The organism is Pigmentiphaga kullae (assembly GCF_004216695.1).
GTDB lineage: Bacteria > Pseudomonadota > Gammaproteobacteria > Burkholderiales > Burkholderiaceae_B > Pigmentiphaga > Pigmentiphaga kullae.
Window position 1 is genome coordinate 2,356,528 of record NZ_SGXC01000001.1, and the last position, 17,347, is coordinate 2,373,874.

Consider the following 17,347-nt stretch of genomic DNA (forward strand, 5'->3'; position numbering starts at 1 on the left):
GCGGACTCCTTATTCGGGCTTGATGTTGGCGGTCTGGATGACCTTGGTGAAACGCTCCCCTTCGGTCTGGATGACTCGCGACAGCGCCGCCGGTCCATTGTCGGCCGGTCCGATGCCGAGCGCGCGGCCGCCGGCATCGATGCCCAGGGTTTCGAGCTTGCCTTTCACGTCGGGCAGTTCGACGATGCGCGCCACCTCGCGTTGTACCTTGGCGACCACGTCGGGCGGGGTGCCGCTGGGCGTGAACAGCGCGATCCAGCCGGCGAAGTCGTAGCCCGGCACGCCGGATTCGGTCATGGTTGGCACGTCAGGCATCAGCGACCACCGCTGCGCCGTGCTGACGGCCAGCGCTCGCGCCTTGCCGGCTTTCATCTGCGTGATGACCGGAGCCGGATCGAGGAACAGCATCTGCACATCGCCGGAGGTCAGCGCGGTCAGCGCCTGCACGCTTCCCTTGTAGGGAATGTGGGTGACTTCCACGCCGGCCGTCTGCTTGAACATCTCGCCCGCGAGTTGGAACAGGGTCGAAGCCGAGCTGTAGTTGAGCGACTCGGTCCTGGCAGCGGCGATCAATTCCGATACGGTCTTGACCTTCATCGACGGCTGCACCGCCAGGACGAGCGGAAAGCTTCCCATGATGGCGATGGGCGCGAAGTCGCGTTTCGCGTCATAGGGCAGGGCCTTGTAGATCACGGGATTGATCGTCATGGCGCTGCTGGCTCCCACCAGCAGCGTGTGGCCGTCAGGGGCGGCGCGTGCCACCGATTCGGTGGCGATGATGGTGCTCGCGCCGGGCTTGTTGACCACCACCACGGGCTGGCCCCAGGCCTGCTGCAGGTGCTGGGCCACCATGCGTGCCAGGATGTCGGTGCTGCCGCCCGGAGGAAAGCCCAGCACGATCTGGATGGGCTTGCTCGGGTAGGTATCGGCCGGGGCTGCGCCCGCCGGGAGGGCCAGACAGGCCAATGACATGACAGCGGTGCGCATCCGCGCCAGGTGGGTTCTGCGGTTCATTTGTCGCCTCCTTTTCGTTGCGGCGGGGGCTCGATGCGTGCGTGGCGCATCGTCATGGCCCATGGGGATTGCGCTGCTTCCTACAAGTTGTAGAAATCGAGTTTGGCGTTCAGATAGTCGTTCAGCAGCAGGACCTTCTTGCGCACGATGCGCCAGGACCCACCCACCAGTTGCCAGTCGTGTTCCTGGCGGCCGAAGTAGATCTCGACCTCTTTTTCCTTGGGTAGGAATTGCTGGGTTGTCCAGTTCGACCGCAGCTTGAGCAGGGTGGGGCCCGAACCTTCGGCCAGGCGTATGTTGGTGACGGCGTGCTGGGTGCGAGGCAGCACCGCCGAGGCCACCGAGCGCCGCGACTGCACGCGCCATACCCGGTCTTCCAGGCCGGCCCGGGTGCGGTAGTAGATCAGGGAAAGCTCGGCGCGCGGGTCGCTGGTGGGTTCGTCTTCGTTGCGCCAGGCGGGCACCCAGTACTCCGCGTCCGGCGTGAAAAGGGCCAGCCAGTCGTCCCAGCGGCGTTCGTCCAGCAGCGCGGCCTCGCGGTACAGCAGCGCAGCGCCCAGGATGGAGTCGGAACTCATCGTCCGCCCTCCCGGCCGGTGGCCTTTGCCACCGCATCGTCGTTGGCCCCCTTGACCATCAACCGCCTCCATTCGCGGTAGCCCGAATGGAATACGGTTTCGTCCTGAATGGCGACGTCGCCGTACTGGCTGGTGGCCGGTTCGATGCCGAGCTGCTTCGCCAGCGCGTTGGCGCCGCGCCGCACGCTGGTCATCCCGCGCGCATAGCCCTGGGTCCAGCCCACGTCCTGGGCCCGGTAGCCGGTCTGGCAGTCTTCGTAGCAAGTGGTGTCGTCCGGCGTCGCCAGTCCCGAGCTGTTGAAGAAATCCTCGAACTGCCGCAATCGCAACTCGCGCGCTTCGGGCGGTTCGCCCTTGGGCGCGATGACGTAGCTGCGCATCTCGGTGCGATCCACCGCCAGGGGGCGCAGCACCCGCAACTGCAACGAGGCGTTCTCGGCGAACTGGACGTTGGGGAACAGCACCACGTTGCGTGTGTCGAGCATCAGGCCGGCACGCGTCTCGCCCACCCGCTGCCGCAGTTCATCGACGAGTCCATAGAGCGGGCGGATCTGGGGCAGGGGATTGCGGGTCCAGACCGCCGCATGGCCGTTGCCGAACGTGAAGCCGCCGCGCTGCCGGTAGGCCGCGAAATCGATGGTCGCCAACTGGTTCTGCGACTCTCCGGATTGGCGCTGCTTGACGATCTTCATGAAGCTGGGGTGCACCGAGGTCAGGTGGTAGCCATCCAGGGCGTTGTCCAACTGCATCTTCCAGTTGCCCTTGTACACATAGGTGGACGAACCCGGGAGCAACTCGATGCCATGGGGGCTCTGATCCAGTATCAGGTCCAGGAAGAAGCGCGTGTCGCCCAGGTGCTCTTCCAGCGGCGGCACGTCGGCGCCAAGGCTGCCGAACATCAGGCCGCGGTACGAAGCAAAGCGCGCCACCGGTACCAGATCGTGGTCTTCGCGTTCGAAGGCTTCGCTATAGCCGCCATCCTTATGGTCCTTGATGCTGGCGCAGCGGCCGTTGCTGTGGAACGTCCAGGCGTGGTAGGCGCATACGTGGACCCGCGCGTTACCGCGCTCGCGCTGCGTCAACACGGCGCCGCGATGACGGCAGGTATTCAGGAAGGCCCCCACCTTGCCGTCGCCGTCGCGCATCACCAGTACGGGCTGGCGGCCGATCCATGTGGCGAGGTAGTCGTGCGGCCGCGCGATCTGGTCCTCGATGCCCAGGAAGACCCACGTGCGCTCGAAGATGTATCGCATCTCGAGCGCAAATATGGCGGGGTCGCGGTAGACGTCGCGGTGCACCGTGAAGATGCCTTGGTCGGGGTCGTCGACAACGCAGCCTGCCAGCGCCTCTGCGAGCATGCTTGCCTCCTTTTTGTTATATAATATATAATGATGTTCGTTATTTAATAACGATGATAGGCAGCATGGATGCACGCCGATATGCCGACTAACCCTGAGAAACACGCCGCCGGCGCCCGCAAGATTCAGTCGCTCGAGGTGGGATTCCGCCTGGTGCGCGCCGTCGAGGAAGCGGGCCGGGCGCTATCCTTGAAGGAAGTGGCCCAGCAGGCCGGCATGGTGCGCAGCAATGCCCACCTGTATCTGTCCACCTTCGTGGAGCTGGGCGTCCTGGCGCGCGACGGCAATGGCCACTACCTGTTGGGGCCGTATGCCCTGCAACTGGGACTGGCTGCGCTGAAGAAATCGAACGTGGTCGACGTTACCGATGTCCCCATGCGCAGCTTGCACGCCGCCACCGGGCATCACGTGCATCTCTCCATCTGGGGCAACTATGGGCCTACCGTCGTCAAGAACCTGGAGGGAGCGTGCCCGGTGCCGGTGCCGGTGCGCATAGGTTTCGTGGTGCCGCTGTGCTCGTCGGCGACCGGGCTGGTGTTCCTGGCGCATCAGAGTCCGGCGCTGACCGGGCCCTTCGTGGCCAAGGAACGTGCCGGTGTGTCTCGGGACGCCGACTTCGCTGCCCGCCTGCAGGCCGTACATGATCAGGGGTACGCCATGACCGAGGCCGAGTTCTATGCCGATGCGGGATGCTGCGCGCTGGCGGCTCCCATTTTCGACCACACGGGGCACATTTGCGGGGCGCTGGCCGTGCTGGACCTGTCGGCGCGCATGGGCTCGGCGCAACGGGTGGAAAGCTTGGCGCTGCTCAGGCAGGCGGTGCAAGCCACGCAGGGGATGCTGGGCTATCGGCAGGAATGAGCAGGGCCCCGGATGCCGACGTGCGGCGTCCGGGGCCCCTGATGTGCCGGCCGTGGGTCAGCGGGCGGGCGCGGCGGCCTTCTTTTCTTTCTCTTCTTTCACGCGGTAGACCAGGACGGCGACGTGGGCCAGGGACAGGACCTTGGCGGTGACGCTGCCCAGCAGCAGGCGCGAGAGGCCGCTGCGGCCGTGGCTGCCGATGAAGATCAGGTCGCAGCCGGTTTCGGCGGCGGCCTGGACGATGCCGTCGGCGACGTTGAAGTTGGAGACGGACAGCGCGGTGCTCTTGACGCCGGCGGTGTCGGCGCGGCTGGTGACGGCGTCCAGGTACTTGGCGGCCTGTTCGGCCGAGGCCTTCTCGTAGGCGTCGTCGGTGATCGCGTAGGCGGCGGCCATGCCGTCGAAGCCGATGGTGGCGGCGAAGGGCTGGGTGACGTGCAGGGCCACGATTTCGGCGTTCACCGAGCGGGCGAAGCTGACGCCGGCGTTGGCGGCCTGGGCGGACAGCGGCGAGCCATCGGTGGGGATCAGGATTTTCTTGAACATGACGTTTTCTCCTTGAAGATCACGAAGATGACCGCTCGAACGCCGGTGCGGTGCGCGGGCGTTTTCGTTACCGCGCAGTACACCACATCTTGGGCGGCTGTGTCTTGATCGGCATCAAGCCAGTACCTTGCGCAGGAAGGCCGAGATGTCCCCGAGTTCCGGCGCACAGACCGAATGGGGCATGGGGTAGGCATGCCATTCGACGTCGTAGCCTTCCTGCCGCAGCAGGTCGCGCGAGGCCGTGGCACGGTCGAGCATGACGATGGGGTCGGCGGTGCCGTGGCCCATGAAGATGGGCGTGCCGGCGTTGGCGGGGCTGCGTTCCGCGGCGAAGGTGGCGGCCAGGGGCAGGTAGCCGGACAGGGCCACCAGGCCGGCGAGTTTGTCGCGCAGGCGCAGCCCGGTGTGCAGGGTCATCGCGCAGCCCTGCGAGAAGCCGGCCAGCACGATGTGTTCGGTGGCGATGCCGCGCTGGTTTTCGCGCGCGATCAGGTTTTCGACCAGGCGCTGCGAGGCGCGGATGCCGGCATCGTCCTCGCGCCGGACGAGGTCGCTGACGATGATGTCGTACCAGGCGCGCATGGCCATGCCGCCGTTGATGGTCACGGGCTGCACGGTGGCGTGCGGGAAGACGAAGCGCACGGGTGGCAGGCCGTGCAGGTCCAGTTCGGGGACGATGGGCTCGAAGTCGTGGCCGTCGGCGCCCAGGCCGTGCAGCCAGATCACGGCGCGGGTGGGATTCGGGCCGGTTTCGGCCTGGACGCAGTCGAGCAGGGTATCGGTCATGGCGTTCTCGATGAAGGAGGGTGCCGGCGCTCAGGGCGCGGGACGGATCGCCGTCTTGGGGCGGAACGCCTTGCACACGGTCTCGTCGGTTTCGACGTAGGGGCCTTCGATGAGCTGGATGCAATAGGGGACGGCGGCGAAGATGCCGGGCACCGCCAGCTTGCCGTCGGCCTCGCGCAGTCCTTCCAGGGTCTCGCGGATGGCCTTGGGCTGTCCGGGCAGGTTGATGATGAGGGCGGCGCCGTCCGCCGCCGACGCGCCGCGTTCGCGGATGACGGCGACCTGGCGCGACAGGATGGCGGTGGGTACGAAGCGCAGCGAGATCTGGCGCATCTGTTCGCCGAAGCCGGGCATTTCCTTCGTGGCCACCGCCAGCGTGGCCTCGGGCGTGACGTCGCGCCGCGCCGGGCCGGTGCCGCCGGTGGTCAGGATCAGGTCGCAGCCCACTTCGTCGCACAGTTCCGTGAGCGTGGCGGAGATGGCCGGCGCGTCGTCGGCGATCAGCCGCTCGACGTAGCGCACCGGCGTGCGCAGGGCGCCGTCCAGCCAGGCCTTGAGCGAGGGGATGCCTTCGTCGGCGTAGACCCCGCTGGAGGCGCGGTCGCTGATGGACACCAGGCCGCACAGCAGTTCGTCGGGATGGTTGCGCACGAGGCGCTTGGCGGAAGTGGTCATGGCGGCGGTGGGATCAGTGTTCGTCTTCGTCGCCGTCGGGGGACGGCGACCCGGCATCGGGGGCGGCCTGCAGCCGCTTGATTTCCTGGAACAGCGCGCGATAGTGCTTGCGCTGCGGCTCGCGCCCGGGCAGCAGGGCGGCGTTGGCGGCCTGTTCCTTGCGGGCGCCGCGTATCAGCGCCCGCAGGGGCTGTGCCTGGGCGTGCGGGTACAGGTCCATGAAGCCCGTGAAGTGTTCGTCGCTGGCCAGCAGGCGGTCGCGCCACAGTTCGAGCTGGTGGAACGCGGCGATCTGTTCCATGGATTCGCCGTCCCACTCGGCCAGCATGGCCTGGATGGGCTCGACGTGCGCTTCGCGCATCAGCTTGCCGACGTACTGCAGCTGCCGGCGCTTGCCTTCGTGGGAGGTGATGCGCTGGGCCTCGCGTATGGCGTCGTACAGGCGTTCGGCCAGGGGCAGTTGCCGCAGCTTGGCGTCGGGCAGCCCGACCAGGCGTTCCCCCAAGTCCTGCAGGGCGGCCATCTGCCGCTTGAGCTGCGACTTGCTGGGGGACTGGTATTCGCCGTCCGGATCGGCTTCTTGCACCGGGACCAGGGGCGATGGACTACGTTTGGAGCGGGACATGGAAAATGGCGTGCTTCGACGGTAAGAAGGCTGACACCAGCTATCATAAAGCCTTGCCTTCCTGCCCGGGCCGCCTTGCCCGCATGTCCGGGCCGCCTCCTTCCCGAAGAAACTCCATGGCCACTTCCCCGTCCCGCAAGAAAACGACCGCCGCGCCCACCCGTCCCGCGCTCGATACCGACCCCGCCGCGTTCCGCCAGTTGATCGAACGGGTGCTGGACGAATCCAGGCGCGTCGGCGCCACCGACGCCGCGGCCGAGGTGTCCGAAAGCCAGGGGCTGGCCGTGTCGGTGCGCCGGGGCTCGCTGGAAACCGTCGAACAGACGCGCGACCGGTCGCTGGACATCACCGTGTACGTGGGGCAGCGCCGGGGCTCGGCCTCGACCTCGGACTTCTCGGACCAGGCGGTGCGCGACACCGTCCAGGCCGCCTTCCACATCGCCAGCCACACCGCCGAGGATCCGGCCGCGGGCTTGCCCGACGCCGACCTGCTGGCCACCGAATTCCCCGACCTGGACCTCTACCACCCGTGGAACCTGCCGGCCGAGGCGGCAGCCGAACTGGCGCTGCAGGCCGAGCGCGCGGCCCTGTCCACCGACAGGCGCATCGCCAACTCCGACGGCGCGTCCGTGTCCTCGTACGAAGGGCACTTCGTGATGGGGAACACCCGGGGCTTCCTGAACGGCTACCCGTATTCGCGGCATTCGCTGTCGGTATCGCCCATCGCGGGGCGTGGCAACAACATGCAGCGCGACGACTGGTACACCAGCGACCGCGACTGGGCCCGGCTGGCCGATCCCGTCAGCGTCGGCCGCTACGCCGCCGAACGCGCGCTGTCGCGGCTGTCCGCGCGCCGCATTCCCACCGGCAGGTATCCGGTGCTGTTCGAGGCGCCCCTGGCCTGCGGCCTGCTGGGCTCGCTCACGCAGGCCCTGAGCGGCGGGGCGCTGTACCGCAAATCCAGCTTCCTGGTCGACAGCCTGGGCCGGCAGGTCTTTCCCGCGCACATCGACGTGCTCGAAGATCCCACCATCAAGGGGGCCCAGGGCAGCGGCGCGTTCGACGACGAAGGCGTGCGCACGCAGGCGCGCAAGGTCGTCGACGGCGGCGTGGTCCAGGGCTATTTCCTGTCCAGCTACACGGCGCGCAAGCTCGGCATGGCCACGACCGGCAATGCCGGCGGCTCGCACAACCTGGTACTGGCCTCGCGCAAGACGCGCCGCGGCGACGATTTCCGCGCCATGCTGCGCAAGCTGGGCACCGGCCTCCTGGTGACCGAGCTGATCGGGCAGGGCATCAACTACGTGACCGGCGACTATTCCCGCGGCGCGTTCGGCTACTGGGTCGAGAACGGCGAGATCCAGCATGCCGTGCAGGAGATCACCATCGCCGGCAACCTGAAGGACATGTTCGGCGGCATCGCCGCGGTGGGGGCGGACACGCTTACGCGCGGCACCAAGACGACCGGGTCCATCCTGTTGCCGGAGATGTCGATCGCCGGACGCTGAAGGTCTTGCCGCCGGAGCGGGGCCGTCCGGCGTTTCGTGCGCCAGTCATCGGGGAAAGCCTATGAACGCAAAGTCTGTGCATCGCATCGTCATCGCCGGCGGCGGCGCGGGTGGGCTCGAACTGGCCGTGCGCCTGGGACGCCGCCACGGTCCCGAGCACGTCACGCTGATCGACGCCACGCCCTTCCACATCTGGAAGCCCTCGCTGCACGAGGTCGCCGCGGGCACGGTGGACATCCACCGCGACGGGCTTTCCTACGCGATGCTGGCGCACGACAACGGTTTTCGCTTCGTGCTGGGAGAAATCCAGGACGTCGACCGCCAGGCGCGCGACGTGCGGGTGGCGGCGCTGCGCGACGCCGACGGCACCATCATCCTGCCCGAACGCAACGTGCCCTACGACACGCTGGTGCTGGCCGTGGGCAGCCTGGGCAATTTCTTCAACACGCCGGGCGCCGACCGGTATGCGATCTCGCTCGACACAACGGATGCGGCCGAGCGTTTCCGGCTCGCGCTGCTCAAGGCCATGGCGCGCGCCTCGGCCGGCATCGACGAGGCCACGCCGGGCGTCGTCAACGTGGTGATCGTGGGCGGGGGCGCCACCGGCGTGGAGCTGGCCGCCGAACTGCACGAGGCGGGCAATACGATCTCGGCCTACGGCCTGCCCGGCATGACGCGGCAGAACCTGCGCATCACGCTGATCGAGGGCGGGCCGCGCATACTCGGACCGCTGCCCGAGCGCGTCGCCAAGGCGGCCGAAGAACTGCTGGTGGAGCGGGGCGTGGCGGTGGTGGCCGACTGCCGCGTGTCCGAGGTCACGCCGCATACCGTGGTGGCTCAGGACAAGGTGTTCGACGCCGATCTGTGCGTCTGGGCGGCGGGCATCAAGGCGCCGTCGCTGCTGTCGCGGCTGGGGCTGCCGCTGAACCCGATGCAGCAGGTCCAGGTGGACGAGACGCTGCGTACCCAGGATCCCGACATCTACGCCCTGGGCGATTGCGCCGCGGCGCCGTGGCGCGAGACCGGCAAGACCGTGCCCGCGCGTGCCCAGGCCGCGCACCAGCAGGCATCGTATCTGCTGCCGCTGCTGTCCGCCCGCATACGCGGCGAGTCGGCGTTCGCGGAGCCGTTCCGCTTCCGCGATTTCGGTTCGCTGGTGTCCATCGGCCATGCCGAGGGCGTGGGCAGCCTGATGGGTAATCTTTCCGGCCGCAAGCTGCTGGTGGAAGGATGGATCGCCCGCATGATGTACGCCGGCACGCACTGGTCCCACTACGCCGCGGTACTGGGCTGGTGGGGCGCCAGCGTGCGCTCGCTCAGCCGCTTCCTGAGCCGCCGTTCGCAGCCCCGCGTCAAGCTGCACTAGGCCCGCCAGTCGTCCTCCAGCCCAGGGTTTGTCCCTGTCCCGGGTTTCATTGACAGCCAAAATTTGCATGATAAAGTCATGTAAATCGTCATGACCCACCCAGTGGCTGGAACGACATGAAACTCAGAATCGATGCCCATCCCGACCCCATGATGGGGCTGGTTCCCCTGTTCACCGCCATCGACGCCGGCCTGTTCGCCAAGCGCGGCATCGAACCCGTGTTCGTGCAGCGGTCGGCGGTGCAGGCCATCGAGGACATGCGCGCCGACCGCATGGATCTGACCTTCTCCGGCCCCACGCTCACCATCATGGCGCGCGAACGGTTCGGCCTGCCGTCCCGCTTCGTCTCGGCCGCCGCGCTGCGCGGTACCTATGCCGGGCGCAGCGCCGATTTCATGAATCTCATCGCCCGCCACGACGTGGTGATCGAGCGGCCCTCGGACTTCGAAGGCAAGCGCCTGGGCGCTTTCGCGCTGGACGGAGGCATCACCCATTCGGCGCCGCTGCACCTGTTCAACCAGCACGGCGTCGACGTCTCGCGCGTGCAGTGGGTGCCCATGCCCTTCCACAAGATGCCCGACGCGCTGGCCGCGGGCGAGATCGACGTCGCCATCTGCGTCGAGCCGCTGGTCACCCTGATGCTCAGGCGCGGCCTGGGCCGCGCGGTGGACGAGGTGCTGGGCGAGGGCTCGCTGGCGATGGCCAGCACGGGTAATCCGTCGCTGGTGTCGAACTGGTGGACCACGCAGGCGGCCTGCGCGCGCAATCCGGAACTGTTCGCCGCCACGGCCGATGCGCTGGCCGAGGCCGTGGGCGTCGTGTACGCCGATCCGTCGGCCGCGCTCGATGCAATGGCCCGCCATACCAGCCAGGATTCCGCGCTGCTGCGCGAGATCGGATTCAAGACCACGCTTTTCCATCCCTTCGGCATGGACGATCCCGAGGTCAAGGCCATGTACCGCGGCTGGGTGACCGTGCTGCGCGGCGCCGGCCTGCTCGACCACGACATCGACGTGGAGCAGTTCTTCTGAGTTTCGGAGCCGCCGCGCGCGGATGGGTGTTTGTCACTATCGGGAGATCGTCATGAAGCAGTCCGATTCCAGGGTTCGCCGCGCGCTCTTGTTCTGCGCGGCATTGGCCTGTGCGCAGCCGGGCCTGGCCGGCGCCCAGCCGTCCGCCGCCGCGCCCGAGAAGGCCGTCATGTTCATCGGTTGGCGGGCCGAGGCCGAGTGGGGTGGTTTCTTCCAGGCCGTGGCCAAGGGCATCTACCGCAAGCACGGGCTGGACGTCGAGATCCGCCTGGGCAATCCGCAAAGTAATCCCACGCCCATGCTGCTGGCCGGGCGCGTGGATTTCACGGCGGGCAGCAGCGGCACCTCGCTCAACGCGGCGCGCGAGGGCGCGCCCCTGATGTCGGTGGCCGCGATCTTCCAGAAGGACCCGCGGGTGCTGATCGCCCACCCCAACCAGGGCGTGGACAGGATCGAGCAGATCAAGGACCGCACGGTGCTGGTGGGCGCGCTGGGCATGGCGACCTTCTGGCCCTACCTGCGCGGGCGCTTCGGCTTCACCGACGACCAGGTCAAGCCCTATACCTTTTCGCTGGCGCCGTTCCTGGCCGACAAGAAGGTGGTGCAGCAGGGGCTCATCACCAACGAACCGCTGGCGCTGAAGAAGGCCGGGGTCGAGAATCCGGTGTCCTTCCTGCTGGCGGACTATGGCTGGGATCCCTACATGACGACCATCGTCACCACCCGCGACAACGTCGAGAAGCGGCCGCAGTTCGTGCAGAAGTTCGTCGATGCGTCCATCGAGGGCTGGTACAGCTACCTGTACGACGATCCGTCGGCCGGCAATGAGCTGATCAAGCGCAACAATCCCGAGATGACCGACGAGCAGATCGCCTTCGCGATCAGCGCGATGAAGGAACGCGGCCTGATCGATTCCGGCGATGCGAAGCGGCTGGGAATCGGCGCGATGACCGACGCGCGCTGGGACCATTTCTACCAGTCCATGGTGGACGTGGGCGTGCTGCCCAAGGGCCTGGACGTACGCAAGGCCTACACCTTGAGGTTCGTCAACAAGAAGGTCGGCATGCGATGACTGAAACGGCCATGGATATCGACCGGGTGCTGGAACTGCGGAACATCTCCAAGCGCTTCGGCAACGGTACGCTGGCGGTCGAGAACCTCGGCCTGTCGCTGGCGCGGGGAAGCTTCGTCAGCCTGCTCGGACCCTCGGGCTGCGGCAAGAGCACGGTGCTGCGCATGATCGCCGGACTGTCCGAGCCCACCTCCGGCGATGTCGTGCGGCAGGGGACCAAAGGGGCGATCGGCTTCGTCTTCCAGGAGCCCACGCTGATGCCGTGGGAGACGGCGCTGTCCAACACCACGCTGCCGCTGGACCTGGCGGGCGTGCCGCGCGACGAGGCCCGGCGTCGCGCCGCCGAGGCGCTCGATAAGGTCGGGTTGAAGGGATTCGAGGATGCCCTGCCGCGCGAGCTGTCCGGCGGCATGAAGATGCGCGTCTCCATCGCCCGGGCCATCGTGACCCGGCCACAGGTGCTGCTGCTGGACGAGCCCTTCGCGGCGCTGGACGAGATCACGCGGTTCAAGCTGAACAACGACCTGCTGCGGCTGTGGCAGGACCAGCGCTTCACCGCCGTGTTCGTCACGCATTCGGTGTTCGAGTCGGTGTACCTGTCCCAGCGGGTGATCGTCATGGCCGCGCGGCCGGGGCGGCTCCATGCCGATCTTGCCATTTCTCCCGACGCCGAACGCGGCGAGTCGTTCCGCACCTCGGCCGAATACGCGCACCTGTGCAGGCAGGCCTCGGAAGCCCTCGAAAAGGCGATGAACGCATGAACTCCAAGCTCCGTACCGCGCGCATCGTCCTGCCCGTCGTCATGGGCGTGCTGTGCCTGGTGGCCTGGGAGGCGATCGTGCGCGGCCTGCGCATCTCGCCCCACATCCTGCCCGGTCCGGCCGACATCGGCCGGGCGCTGGTCGAGGATTGGCCGCTGCTGTCGGCGGCGCTGTGGGTCACGCTGAAGATCACCGCGTCGGCCTTCGTCAGCGCCGTGCTGGTGGGCGGCGCCATCGCCATCCTGTTCAGCCTGTCCAAGTGGATAGAGCTGACCTTCTTTCCCTATGCGGTCATCATGCAGGTCACGCCGGTGGTCGCCATCGCGCCGCTGCTGATCATCTGGGTGGACAACGTCCAGGTGGCGCTGCTGATCTGCGCGTGGCTGGTGGCCTTCTTTCCCATCCTGTCGAACAGCATCGTCGGCCTGAACAGCGCGGACCACAACCTGCGCGACCTGTTCCGGCTCTACGGCGCCACGCCTGGCCAGACGCTGCGCCGGCTGCGCATCCCGTCGGCCATGCCGTACTTCCTGGCGGGCGTGCGCATCTCCGGCGGCCTGTCGCTGATCGGCGCGGTGGTGGCGGAATTCGTAGCCGGGGCGGGCGGGCAGGGTTCGGGGCTGGCCTATCGCATCCTGGAGGCCGGCTACCAGTTGAAGACGCCGCGCATGTTCGCGGCCCTGCTGATGATTTCCTGCACCGGCGTGCTGATCTTCCTGGCGACCTCGTGGGGGTCGCAGCGCATCCTGCGGCGCTGGCACGAAAGCGCCATGGAGCGCGAATCTTGAAATCGCTGGCCGCGGAGCTCGAACGGGCGGCGGGCGCCTACGTTCTGAGCGGCGCGCGGGTGCCCGTGGCGCTGCTGCCCGCCGAGCTGGCCGGACTGGGCGACGGGCAGGGCTTGGCGGACGTGGACCTGGCGGTCGAAGGAGGGCGCCTGAGCGCGGTCGCGCCCGCCCGGACGCTGCAGGGCGCTGCGGGGCCGGACCTGGCCGGCCGGCAGGTCTGGCCGGCCTTCCATGATCTGCACACCCACCTGGACAAGACGCATACGCTGGCGCGCGCGCCCAACGCCGACGGCACGCTGCCGGGCGCGGTCAAGGCCGTGATGGCCGACCACGCGCGCTGGCGTCCGGGCGAGCTGGATGCGCGCGCCGACTTCGCCCTGCGCTGCGCCTGGGCGCACGGCACGGCCGGCCTGCGCACGCACCTGGACGCGGCGGGGCCGCAGGCGCGCATGGCCTGGGACACCATGCTCGCCCTGCGCGAGCGATGGAGGTCCCGGGTGCGGGTGCAGATGGTGGCCATGGCGCCCATGGAAACCTATCTGGGCGACGGCGCCGAGGACTTCGTGCGCCGGGTGGCCGAGACCGGCGGCGTACTGGGCGGCGTGACGCGCATGCCGGGGCTGCCGCCGCCCGCCGCGCGGCAGCGCCTGGGGTTGGCCCTGGATGCGCTGTTGGACTGGGCCGTGCGCTACGGCCTGGACGTGGACCTGCACGTGGACGAATCCTGCGAACCCGAGGCGGACTCCCTGCTGGAGGTCGCGCGGCGGACCCAGGCGCGCGGACTGGGCGGGCGGGTCGTATGCGGCCATTGCTGCAGCCTGGCCGTACAGGCGGACGAAACCCGCGAGCGTGTGCTGGATGCCTGCCGCGACGCGGGCCTGGCCATCGTCAGCCTGCCGCTGGTCAATCTGTTCCTGCAGGACCGGGCGCCGGGCCGCACGCCCAGGCTGCGCGGGTTGCCGCCGCTGCAGGAAATCTCGGCCCGTGGCATTGCCGTGGCGTTATCGAGCGACAATTGCGCAGATGCGTTTCATGCCTACGGAGACTACGACATGCTGGAAGTATTCCGCGAAGCCGTGCGCAACGGCCACCTGGACAGCCACGCCGGCGACTGGTCCGCCAGCGTGACGGCGACTCCCGCGGCCTTGATGCGCCAGGGAGGATCGGGGCGGCTCGAACCGGGCGAAATGGCGGACTTCGTGATTTTCGACGCTGGGGGCATTTCCCGGCTGCTGGCCCGGCCCCAGTCCGACCGCCTGGTCGTGCGGGAAGGCCGGCTCCTGGCCGTGTCGCCGCCGTCCTTCGACGAACTCGACGCGGCGCTGGCGCGCGCGGGTACGGAGTAGGCCATGGCGCGATCCTCATCGGCGAACCCGCCGCGCCGGCCCGGTCAGGCCCAGGCCTTTCCGGAGGGCGGCCTGCTGGCGCCGCGAGTCAGTACCCTGAGCAAGGCGCTCACCCGCAGCGCCGTTCAGTTCGCCAAGGCGCAGTACGGCCTGTCCCAGGTGGAATGGCAGGTGGTCACCCTGTTGGGCGTGTTCCAGCCGGTGTCCATACGGGAACTGGCCTATCACGCCATGCTCGATGCCGCGCAGATCAGCCGCGCGGTGTCGGCGCTGGTGGCGCGGGGCGACGTCAACCGCGCGCGCAGCGCGCGCGACAGCCGCGAGGCGGAACTGTCGCTGACGCCGCAGGGGCTGGCCATGCACGCGGAACTGACCGCCGCCGCCCAGGCCCGGAACCGGCACGTGCTCGATGGGCATTCCGCGGCCGACATGGCCCGGTTTTTCACCATGCTGGACAGCTTCATCGCGCGGGCCAGGCAGCTCAGCGACCAGGAATGAAGCGGGCGGGTGGCCGGCTTGCCGGCCGGTCCCTACAATAGCCTCCACTTCATTTCCCCGACGGAGTTCCCGCATGGACGCACGCGACGCAATGGCCGGCCGCCCCGGCGGGCGCAACCTGATCACCGACGTCGCCGGCCTGCGGGTGGGGCAGGCGCACGATGCGCGGGCCTGCACCGGCGTCACCGTGATCCTGCCGGACGAGCGGGCCATGGCCGCGGTGGACATCCGCGGCGGCGGGCCGGGTACGCGCGAGACCGATACCCTGGGCGCATCCAATCTCGTGCGTTCGGTCGATGCCATCGTACTGTCCGGCGGTTCGGTCTACGGCCTGGCCAGCGGCGACGGCGTGGCCGCGTGGCTGGGAGCGCAGGGCCGCGGCTTCACGCTGCTGCGCCAGCCCGGCGTGCCGCCTTCGCCCATCGTGCCGACCGCGGTGCTGTACGATCTGGCCAACGGCGGCGACAAGCAATGGGGCGAGACGCCGCCCTATCGCGACCTGGCCATGCGGGCTGCCCGGAGTGTCCAGTCCGGTTTCGACCTGGGCACGCATGGCGCGGGTTTCGGCGCCTCGGCGGGTTCGCTCAAGGGAGGGCTGGGGTCCGCGTCCTACGTCACGCACGACGGCATGACGGTGGGCGCCATCGTGGCCTGCAACAGCTTCGGCTCGGTCGTGGCGCCGCAAGGCCGGCGTTTCTGGGCTGGAGCCTTCGAGATCGGCGAGGAGTTCGGCGGCCTGGGGCCGGCCGATACCCGGGCCGAGGGCGAGAACTGGGAATTCGCCAAGCTCGATCCCCAGCCCCGCGCCAACACCACCATCGCCTGCATCGCCACCGACGTCGCGCTGTCGCCCGACGAACTGCAGCGCGTGGCGACCATGGCGCAGGACGGACTGGCCCGGGCCATCCGCCCCATCCACGCGCCGTTCGACGGCGATACGGTGTTCGCGATCTCGACCGGTCGGCGCGAGGCGCCGGCGATGGAAGGGCCGGTGGACCCGCGGCCCTTCATCGTCTGCCGGCTGGGCGCGCTGGCCGCCGACGTGCTGGCCCGCGCCATCGCGCGCGGCGTGTACAGCGCCGTCACGCCCGAAGGAATGACGACGCCCGCGTGGTCCAGCCTGTGACGCGCGCCGGACCCGGTCCGCGTCCCGGCGCGGGGTCTACCGGGTCCAGTGACCCGATTTCCCGCCTTTCTTCTCCATCAGCCGCACGTCGGTCATGACCATGCCCCGGTCCGCCGCCTTGCACATGTCGTAGATCGTCAGCAGCGCGACGTTGACGGCGATCAGCGCCTCCATCTCGACGCCGGTGCCGCCCACGGTCTCGGCGCGCACGGTGCAGTGCACGGCGCCGGCTTCGTCGTCCAGGGCGAAGTCACAGGCCACGTGCGTCAGCGGAATCGGGTGGCACAGCGGAATCAGGTCCGAGGTCTTCTTGGCGCCCATGATGGCGGCGATGCGGGCGATGCCCAGTACGTCGCCTTTCTTGGCGTTGCCGTCGCGGATCAGGGCCAGCGTGGCCGGCTGCATGCGTATCGTGCCGGCGGCGACGGCCACGCGCGCGGTGGCCGGCTTGGCGCCCACGTCCACCATGTGGGCCTGTCCGGCCGCGTCGAAGTGGGTCAGGGGGGATTGCGCCATCATGCGTCTCCGGTGGCGATGGGCGAGCCGGGGCGGCTGCTCCATTCGCTCCACGAGCCGGGGTACAGCGCCGCCCCGGACAGGCCCGCCACTTCCATGGCAAGCAGGTTGTGGCAGGCGGTGACGCCGGAGCCGCACTGGCTGATGACCCGGTCGGCGGGCGTGCCGCCCAGCACCGCCTCGAACTCGGACCGCAACTGGGCGGCGGGCTTGAAGCGTCCGTCGGGCTGGAGGTTGTCGCGCAGGAAGCGGTTGGCGGCGCCGGGGATGTGGCCGCCCACGGCATCCAGGGTCTCGTTCTGGCCACGGAAGCGGTCGGGGGCGCGGGCATCGACGACCAGGCGCGGGGCTGGCGCGTCCAGGTTGGCCCGCACGTCCTCGTAGGTAGTGGTCGCCACCAGCGGCGGCCGCAGCGTGAACGTGCCGGGCGCCGGCGCGGCGGGCTGGCCGGACTCCAGCGGGTAGCCCGCCTCGCGCCAGGCCGCCAGGCCGCCGTCCAGCACCGCGGCGGCCTCGTGGCCCGCCCAGCGCAGCAGCCACCAGAGGCGTGCGGCCATGGCGCCGCCGGCGGTGTCATAGCACACCACCTGGGTGGCGCCCGAGACGCCCAGGCGGGCCATCAGGCCGGCGAAGTCCTCGCGCCGGGGCAGGGGGTGGCGGCCGTTGTCGCCGGTCTTGGCGCCGCTCAGGTCGCGGTCCAGGTGGACGTAGCGGGCGCCGGGAATATGCGCGGCCGCGTGGGCGCGCTCGCCCGCGCCGGTGTCCGCCAGGTCGAAGCTGCAATCGCACACGACGGCCGGCGAGGAGGATTGCAGCAGCGCGTGCAGCGCCTGCGCGGAAATCAGGGTGCTGATGCTCATGGCATGTCCTGTAAGCGTTGCCATGCGGCCGG

Annotated in this window: 19 protein-coding genes; 10 read left to right on the forward strand and 9 right to left on the reverse strand. The window is 68.9% G+C overall.

The window, feature by feature from the left end:
- Window positions 1–9 precede the first annotated feature (9 nt).
- The 3 genes from EV675_RS11505 to EV675_RS11515 form a co-directional block, all read right to left on the reverse strand.
- Window positions 10–1,014: a Bug family tripartite tricarboxylate transporter substrate binding protein gene (locus EV675_RS11505; protein WP_165404543.1), complete on the reverse strand. Its 1,005-nt coding sequence runs from the start codon at window positions 1,012–1,014 to the stop codon at window positions 10–12.
- Window positions 1,015–1,094: 80 nt separating this feature from the next.
- Window positions 1,095–1,592, reverse strand: coding sequence for an aromatic-ring-hydroxylating dioxygenase subunit beta (locus EV675_RS11510; protein ID WP_130357363.1), 498 nt, complete (start codon window positions 1,590–1,592; stop codon window positions 1,095–1,097).
- On the reverse strand, window positions 1,589–2,950 hold the full coding sequence (locus EV675_RS11515) for an aromatic ring-hydroxylating oxygenase subunit alpha (protein WP_130357364.1): 1,362 nt from the start codon (window positions 2,948–2,950) through the stop codon (window positions 1,589–1,591). The genes EV675_RS11510 and EV675_RS11515 overlap by 4 nt, the downstream gene beginning before the upstream one ends.
- Before the next feature lie 81 nt (window positions 2,951–3,031).
- On the opposite strand from EV675_RS11515, the gene EV675_RS11520 reads away from it, so the two are divergent.
- Window positions 3,032–3,811 carry an IclR family transcriptional regulator gene (locus EV675_RS11520; protein WP_165404544.1) on the forward strand — a complete coding sequence of 260 codons (780 nt, stop codon included), beginning with the start codon at window positions 3,032–3,034 and terminating at the stop codon, window positions 3,809–3,811.
- A gap of 57 nt (window positions 3,812–3,868) precedes the next feature.
- On the opposite strand, the gene EV675_RS11525 is transcribed toward EV675_RS11520, so the two are convergent.
- The 4 genes from EV675_RS11525 to yjgA all read right to left on the reverse strand — a co-directional run bounded on the left by EV675_RS11525 (window position 3,869) and on the right by yjgA (window position 6,443).
- Window positions 3,869–4,357 carry a universal stress protein gene (locus EV675_RS11525; protein ID WP_130357366.1) on the reverse strand — a complete coding sequence of 163 codons (489 nt, stop codon included), beginning with the start codon at window positions 4,355–4,357 and terminating at the stop codon, window positions 3,869–3,871.
- Window positions 4,358–4,471: 114 nt separating this feature from the next.
- Window positions 4,472–5,143: an alpha/beta hydrolase gene (locus EV675_RS11530; protein ID WP_130357367.1), complete on the reverse strand. Its 672-nt coding sequence runs from the start codon at window positions 5,141–5,143 to the stop codon at window positions 4,472–4,474.
- 30 nt (window positions 5,144–5,173) lie between these two features.
- Window positions 5,174–5,818, reverse strand: coding sequence for a molybdopterin adenylyltransferase (gene mog, locus EV675_RS11535; RefSeq protein WP_130357368.1), 645 nt, complete (start codon window positions 5,816–5,818; stop codon window positions 5,174–5,176).
- 13 nt (window positions 5,819–5,831) lie between these two features.
- The gene (gene yjgA, locus EV675_RS11540) at window positions 5,832–6,443 is read right to left on the reverse strand and encodes a ribosome biogenesis factor YjgA (RefSeq protein WP_130357369.1); all 612 of its coding nucleotides are present in this window, start codon (window positions 6,441–6,443) and stop codon (window positions 5,832–5,834) included.
- 116 nt (window positions 6,444–6,559) lie between these two features.
- Here yjgA and pmbA point away from each other — a divergent pair, with 116 nt between their 5' ends.
- The 9 genes from pmbA (at window position 6,560) to EV675_RS11585 (ending at window position 15,939) form a co-directional block, all read left to right on the forward strand.
- Window positions 6,560–7,951 (forward strand): metalloprotease PmbA, encoded by a 1,392-nt coding sequence (pmbA, locus tag EV675_RS11545; protein WP_130357370.1) that lies wholly within the window; start codon window positions 6,560–6,562, stop codon window positions 7,949–7,951.
- Between the two features lie 61 nt (window positions 7,952–8,012).
- Entirely contained in the window at window positions 8,013–9,317 is a 1,305-nt protein-coding gene (locus EV675_RS11550; protein WP_130357371.1) for an NAD(P)/FAD-dependent oxidoreductase, read from the forward strand.
- Between the two features lie 116 nt (window positions 9,318–9,433).
- Complete coding sequence (locus EV675_RS11555) at window positions 9,434–10,348, forward strand: ABC transporter substrate-binding protein (protein ID WP_130357372.1); 915 nt, start codon at window positions 9,434–9,436, stop codon at window positions 10,346–10,348.
- Between the two features lie 52 nt (window positions 10,349–10,400).
- Window positions 10,401–11,420, forward strand: coding sequence for an ABC transporter substrate-binding protein (locus EV675_RS11560; protein ID WP_165404545.1), 1,020 nt, complete (start codon window positions 10,401–10,403; stop codon window positions 11,418–11,420).
- An 11-nt stretch (window positions 11,421–11,431) separates the two neighbouring features.
- Window positions 11,432–12,181 (forward strand): ABC transporter ATP-binding protein, encoded by a 750-nt coding sequence (locus EV675_RS11565; RefSeq protein ID WP_242621387.1) that lies wholly within the window; start codon window positions 11,432–11,434, stop codon window positions 12,179–12,181.
- Window positions 12,178–12,969: an ABC transporter permease gene (locus EV675_RS11570; protein WP_130357375.1), complete on the forward strand. Its 792-nt coding sequence runs from the start codon at window positions 12,178–12,180 to the stop codon at window positions 12,967–12,969. Before EV675_RS11565 ends, EV675_RS11570 begins: the two co-directional genes overlap by 4 nt.
- Window positions 12,966–14,315 (forward strand): cytosine deaminase, encoded by a 1,350-nt coding sequence (locus EV675_RS11575; RefSeq protein ID WP_207221942.1) that lies wholly within the window; start codon window positions 12,966–12,968, stop codon window positions 14,313–14,315. Before EV675_RS11570 ends, EV675_RS11575 begins: the two co-directional genes overlap by 4 nt.
- Window positions 14,316–14,318: 3 nt before the next feature.
- The gene (locus EV675_RS11580) at window positions 14,319–14,813 is read left to right on the forward strand and encodes a MarR family winged helix-turn-helix transcriptional regulator (RefSeq protein WP_130357376.1); all 495 of its coding nucleotides are present in this window, start codon (window positions 14,319–14,321) and stop codon (window positions 14,811–14,813) included.
- Window positions 14,814–14,886: 73 nt separating this feature from the next.
- Window positions 14,887–15,939, forward strand: a complete 1,053-nt coding sequence (locus EV675_RS11585) for a P1 family peptidase (RefSeq protein ID WP_130357377.1) — start codon at window positions 14,887–14,889, stop codon at window positions 15,937–15,939.
- Between the two features lie 36 nt (window positions 15,940–15,975).
- Here the strand turns inward: EV675_RS11585 and moaC are convergent, their stop codons facing one another.
- Together moaC and EV675_RS11595 are read right to left on the reverse strand one after the other, a co-directional pair.
- Window positions 15,976–16,455, reverse strand: coding sequence for a cyclic pyranopterin monophosphate synthase MoaC (gene moaC, locus EV675_RS11590; RefSeq protein WP_130357378.1), 480 nt, complete (start codon window positions 16,453–16,455; stop codon window positions 15,976–15,978).
- Window positions 16,455–17,315, reverse strand: coding sequence for a sulfurtransferase (locus tag EV675_RS11595; protein ID WP_130357379.1), 861 nt, complete (start codon window positions 17,313–17,315; stop codon window positions 16,455–16,457). The genes moaC and EV675_RS11595 overlap by 1 nt, the downstream gene beginning before the upstream one ends.
- Window positions 17,316–17,347 lie beyond the last annotated feature (32 nt).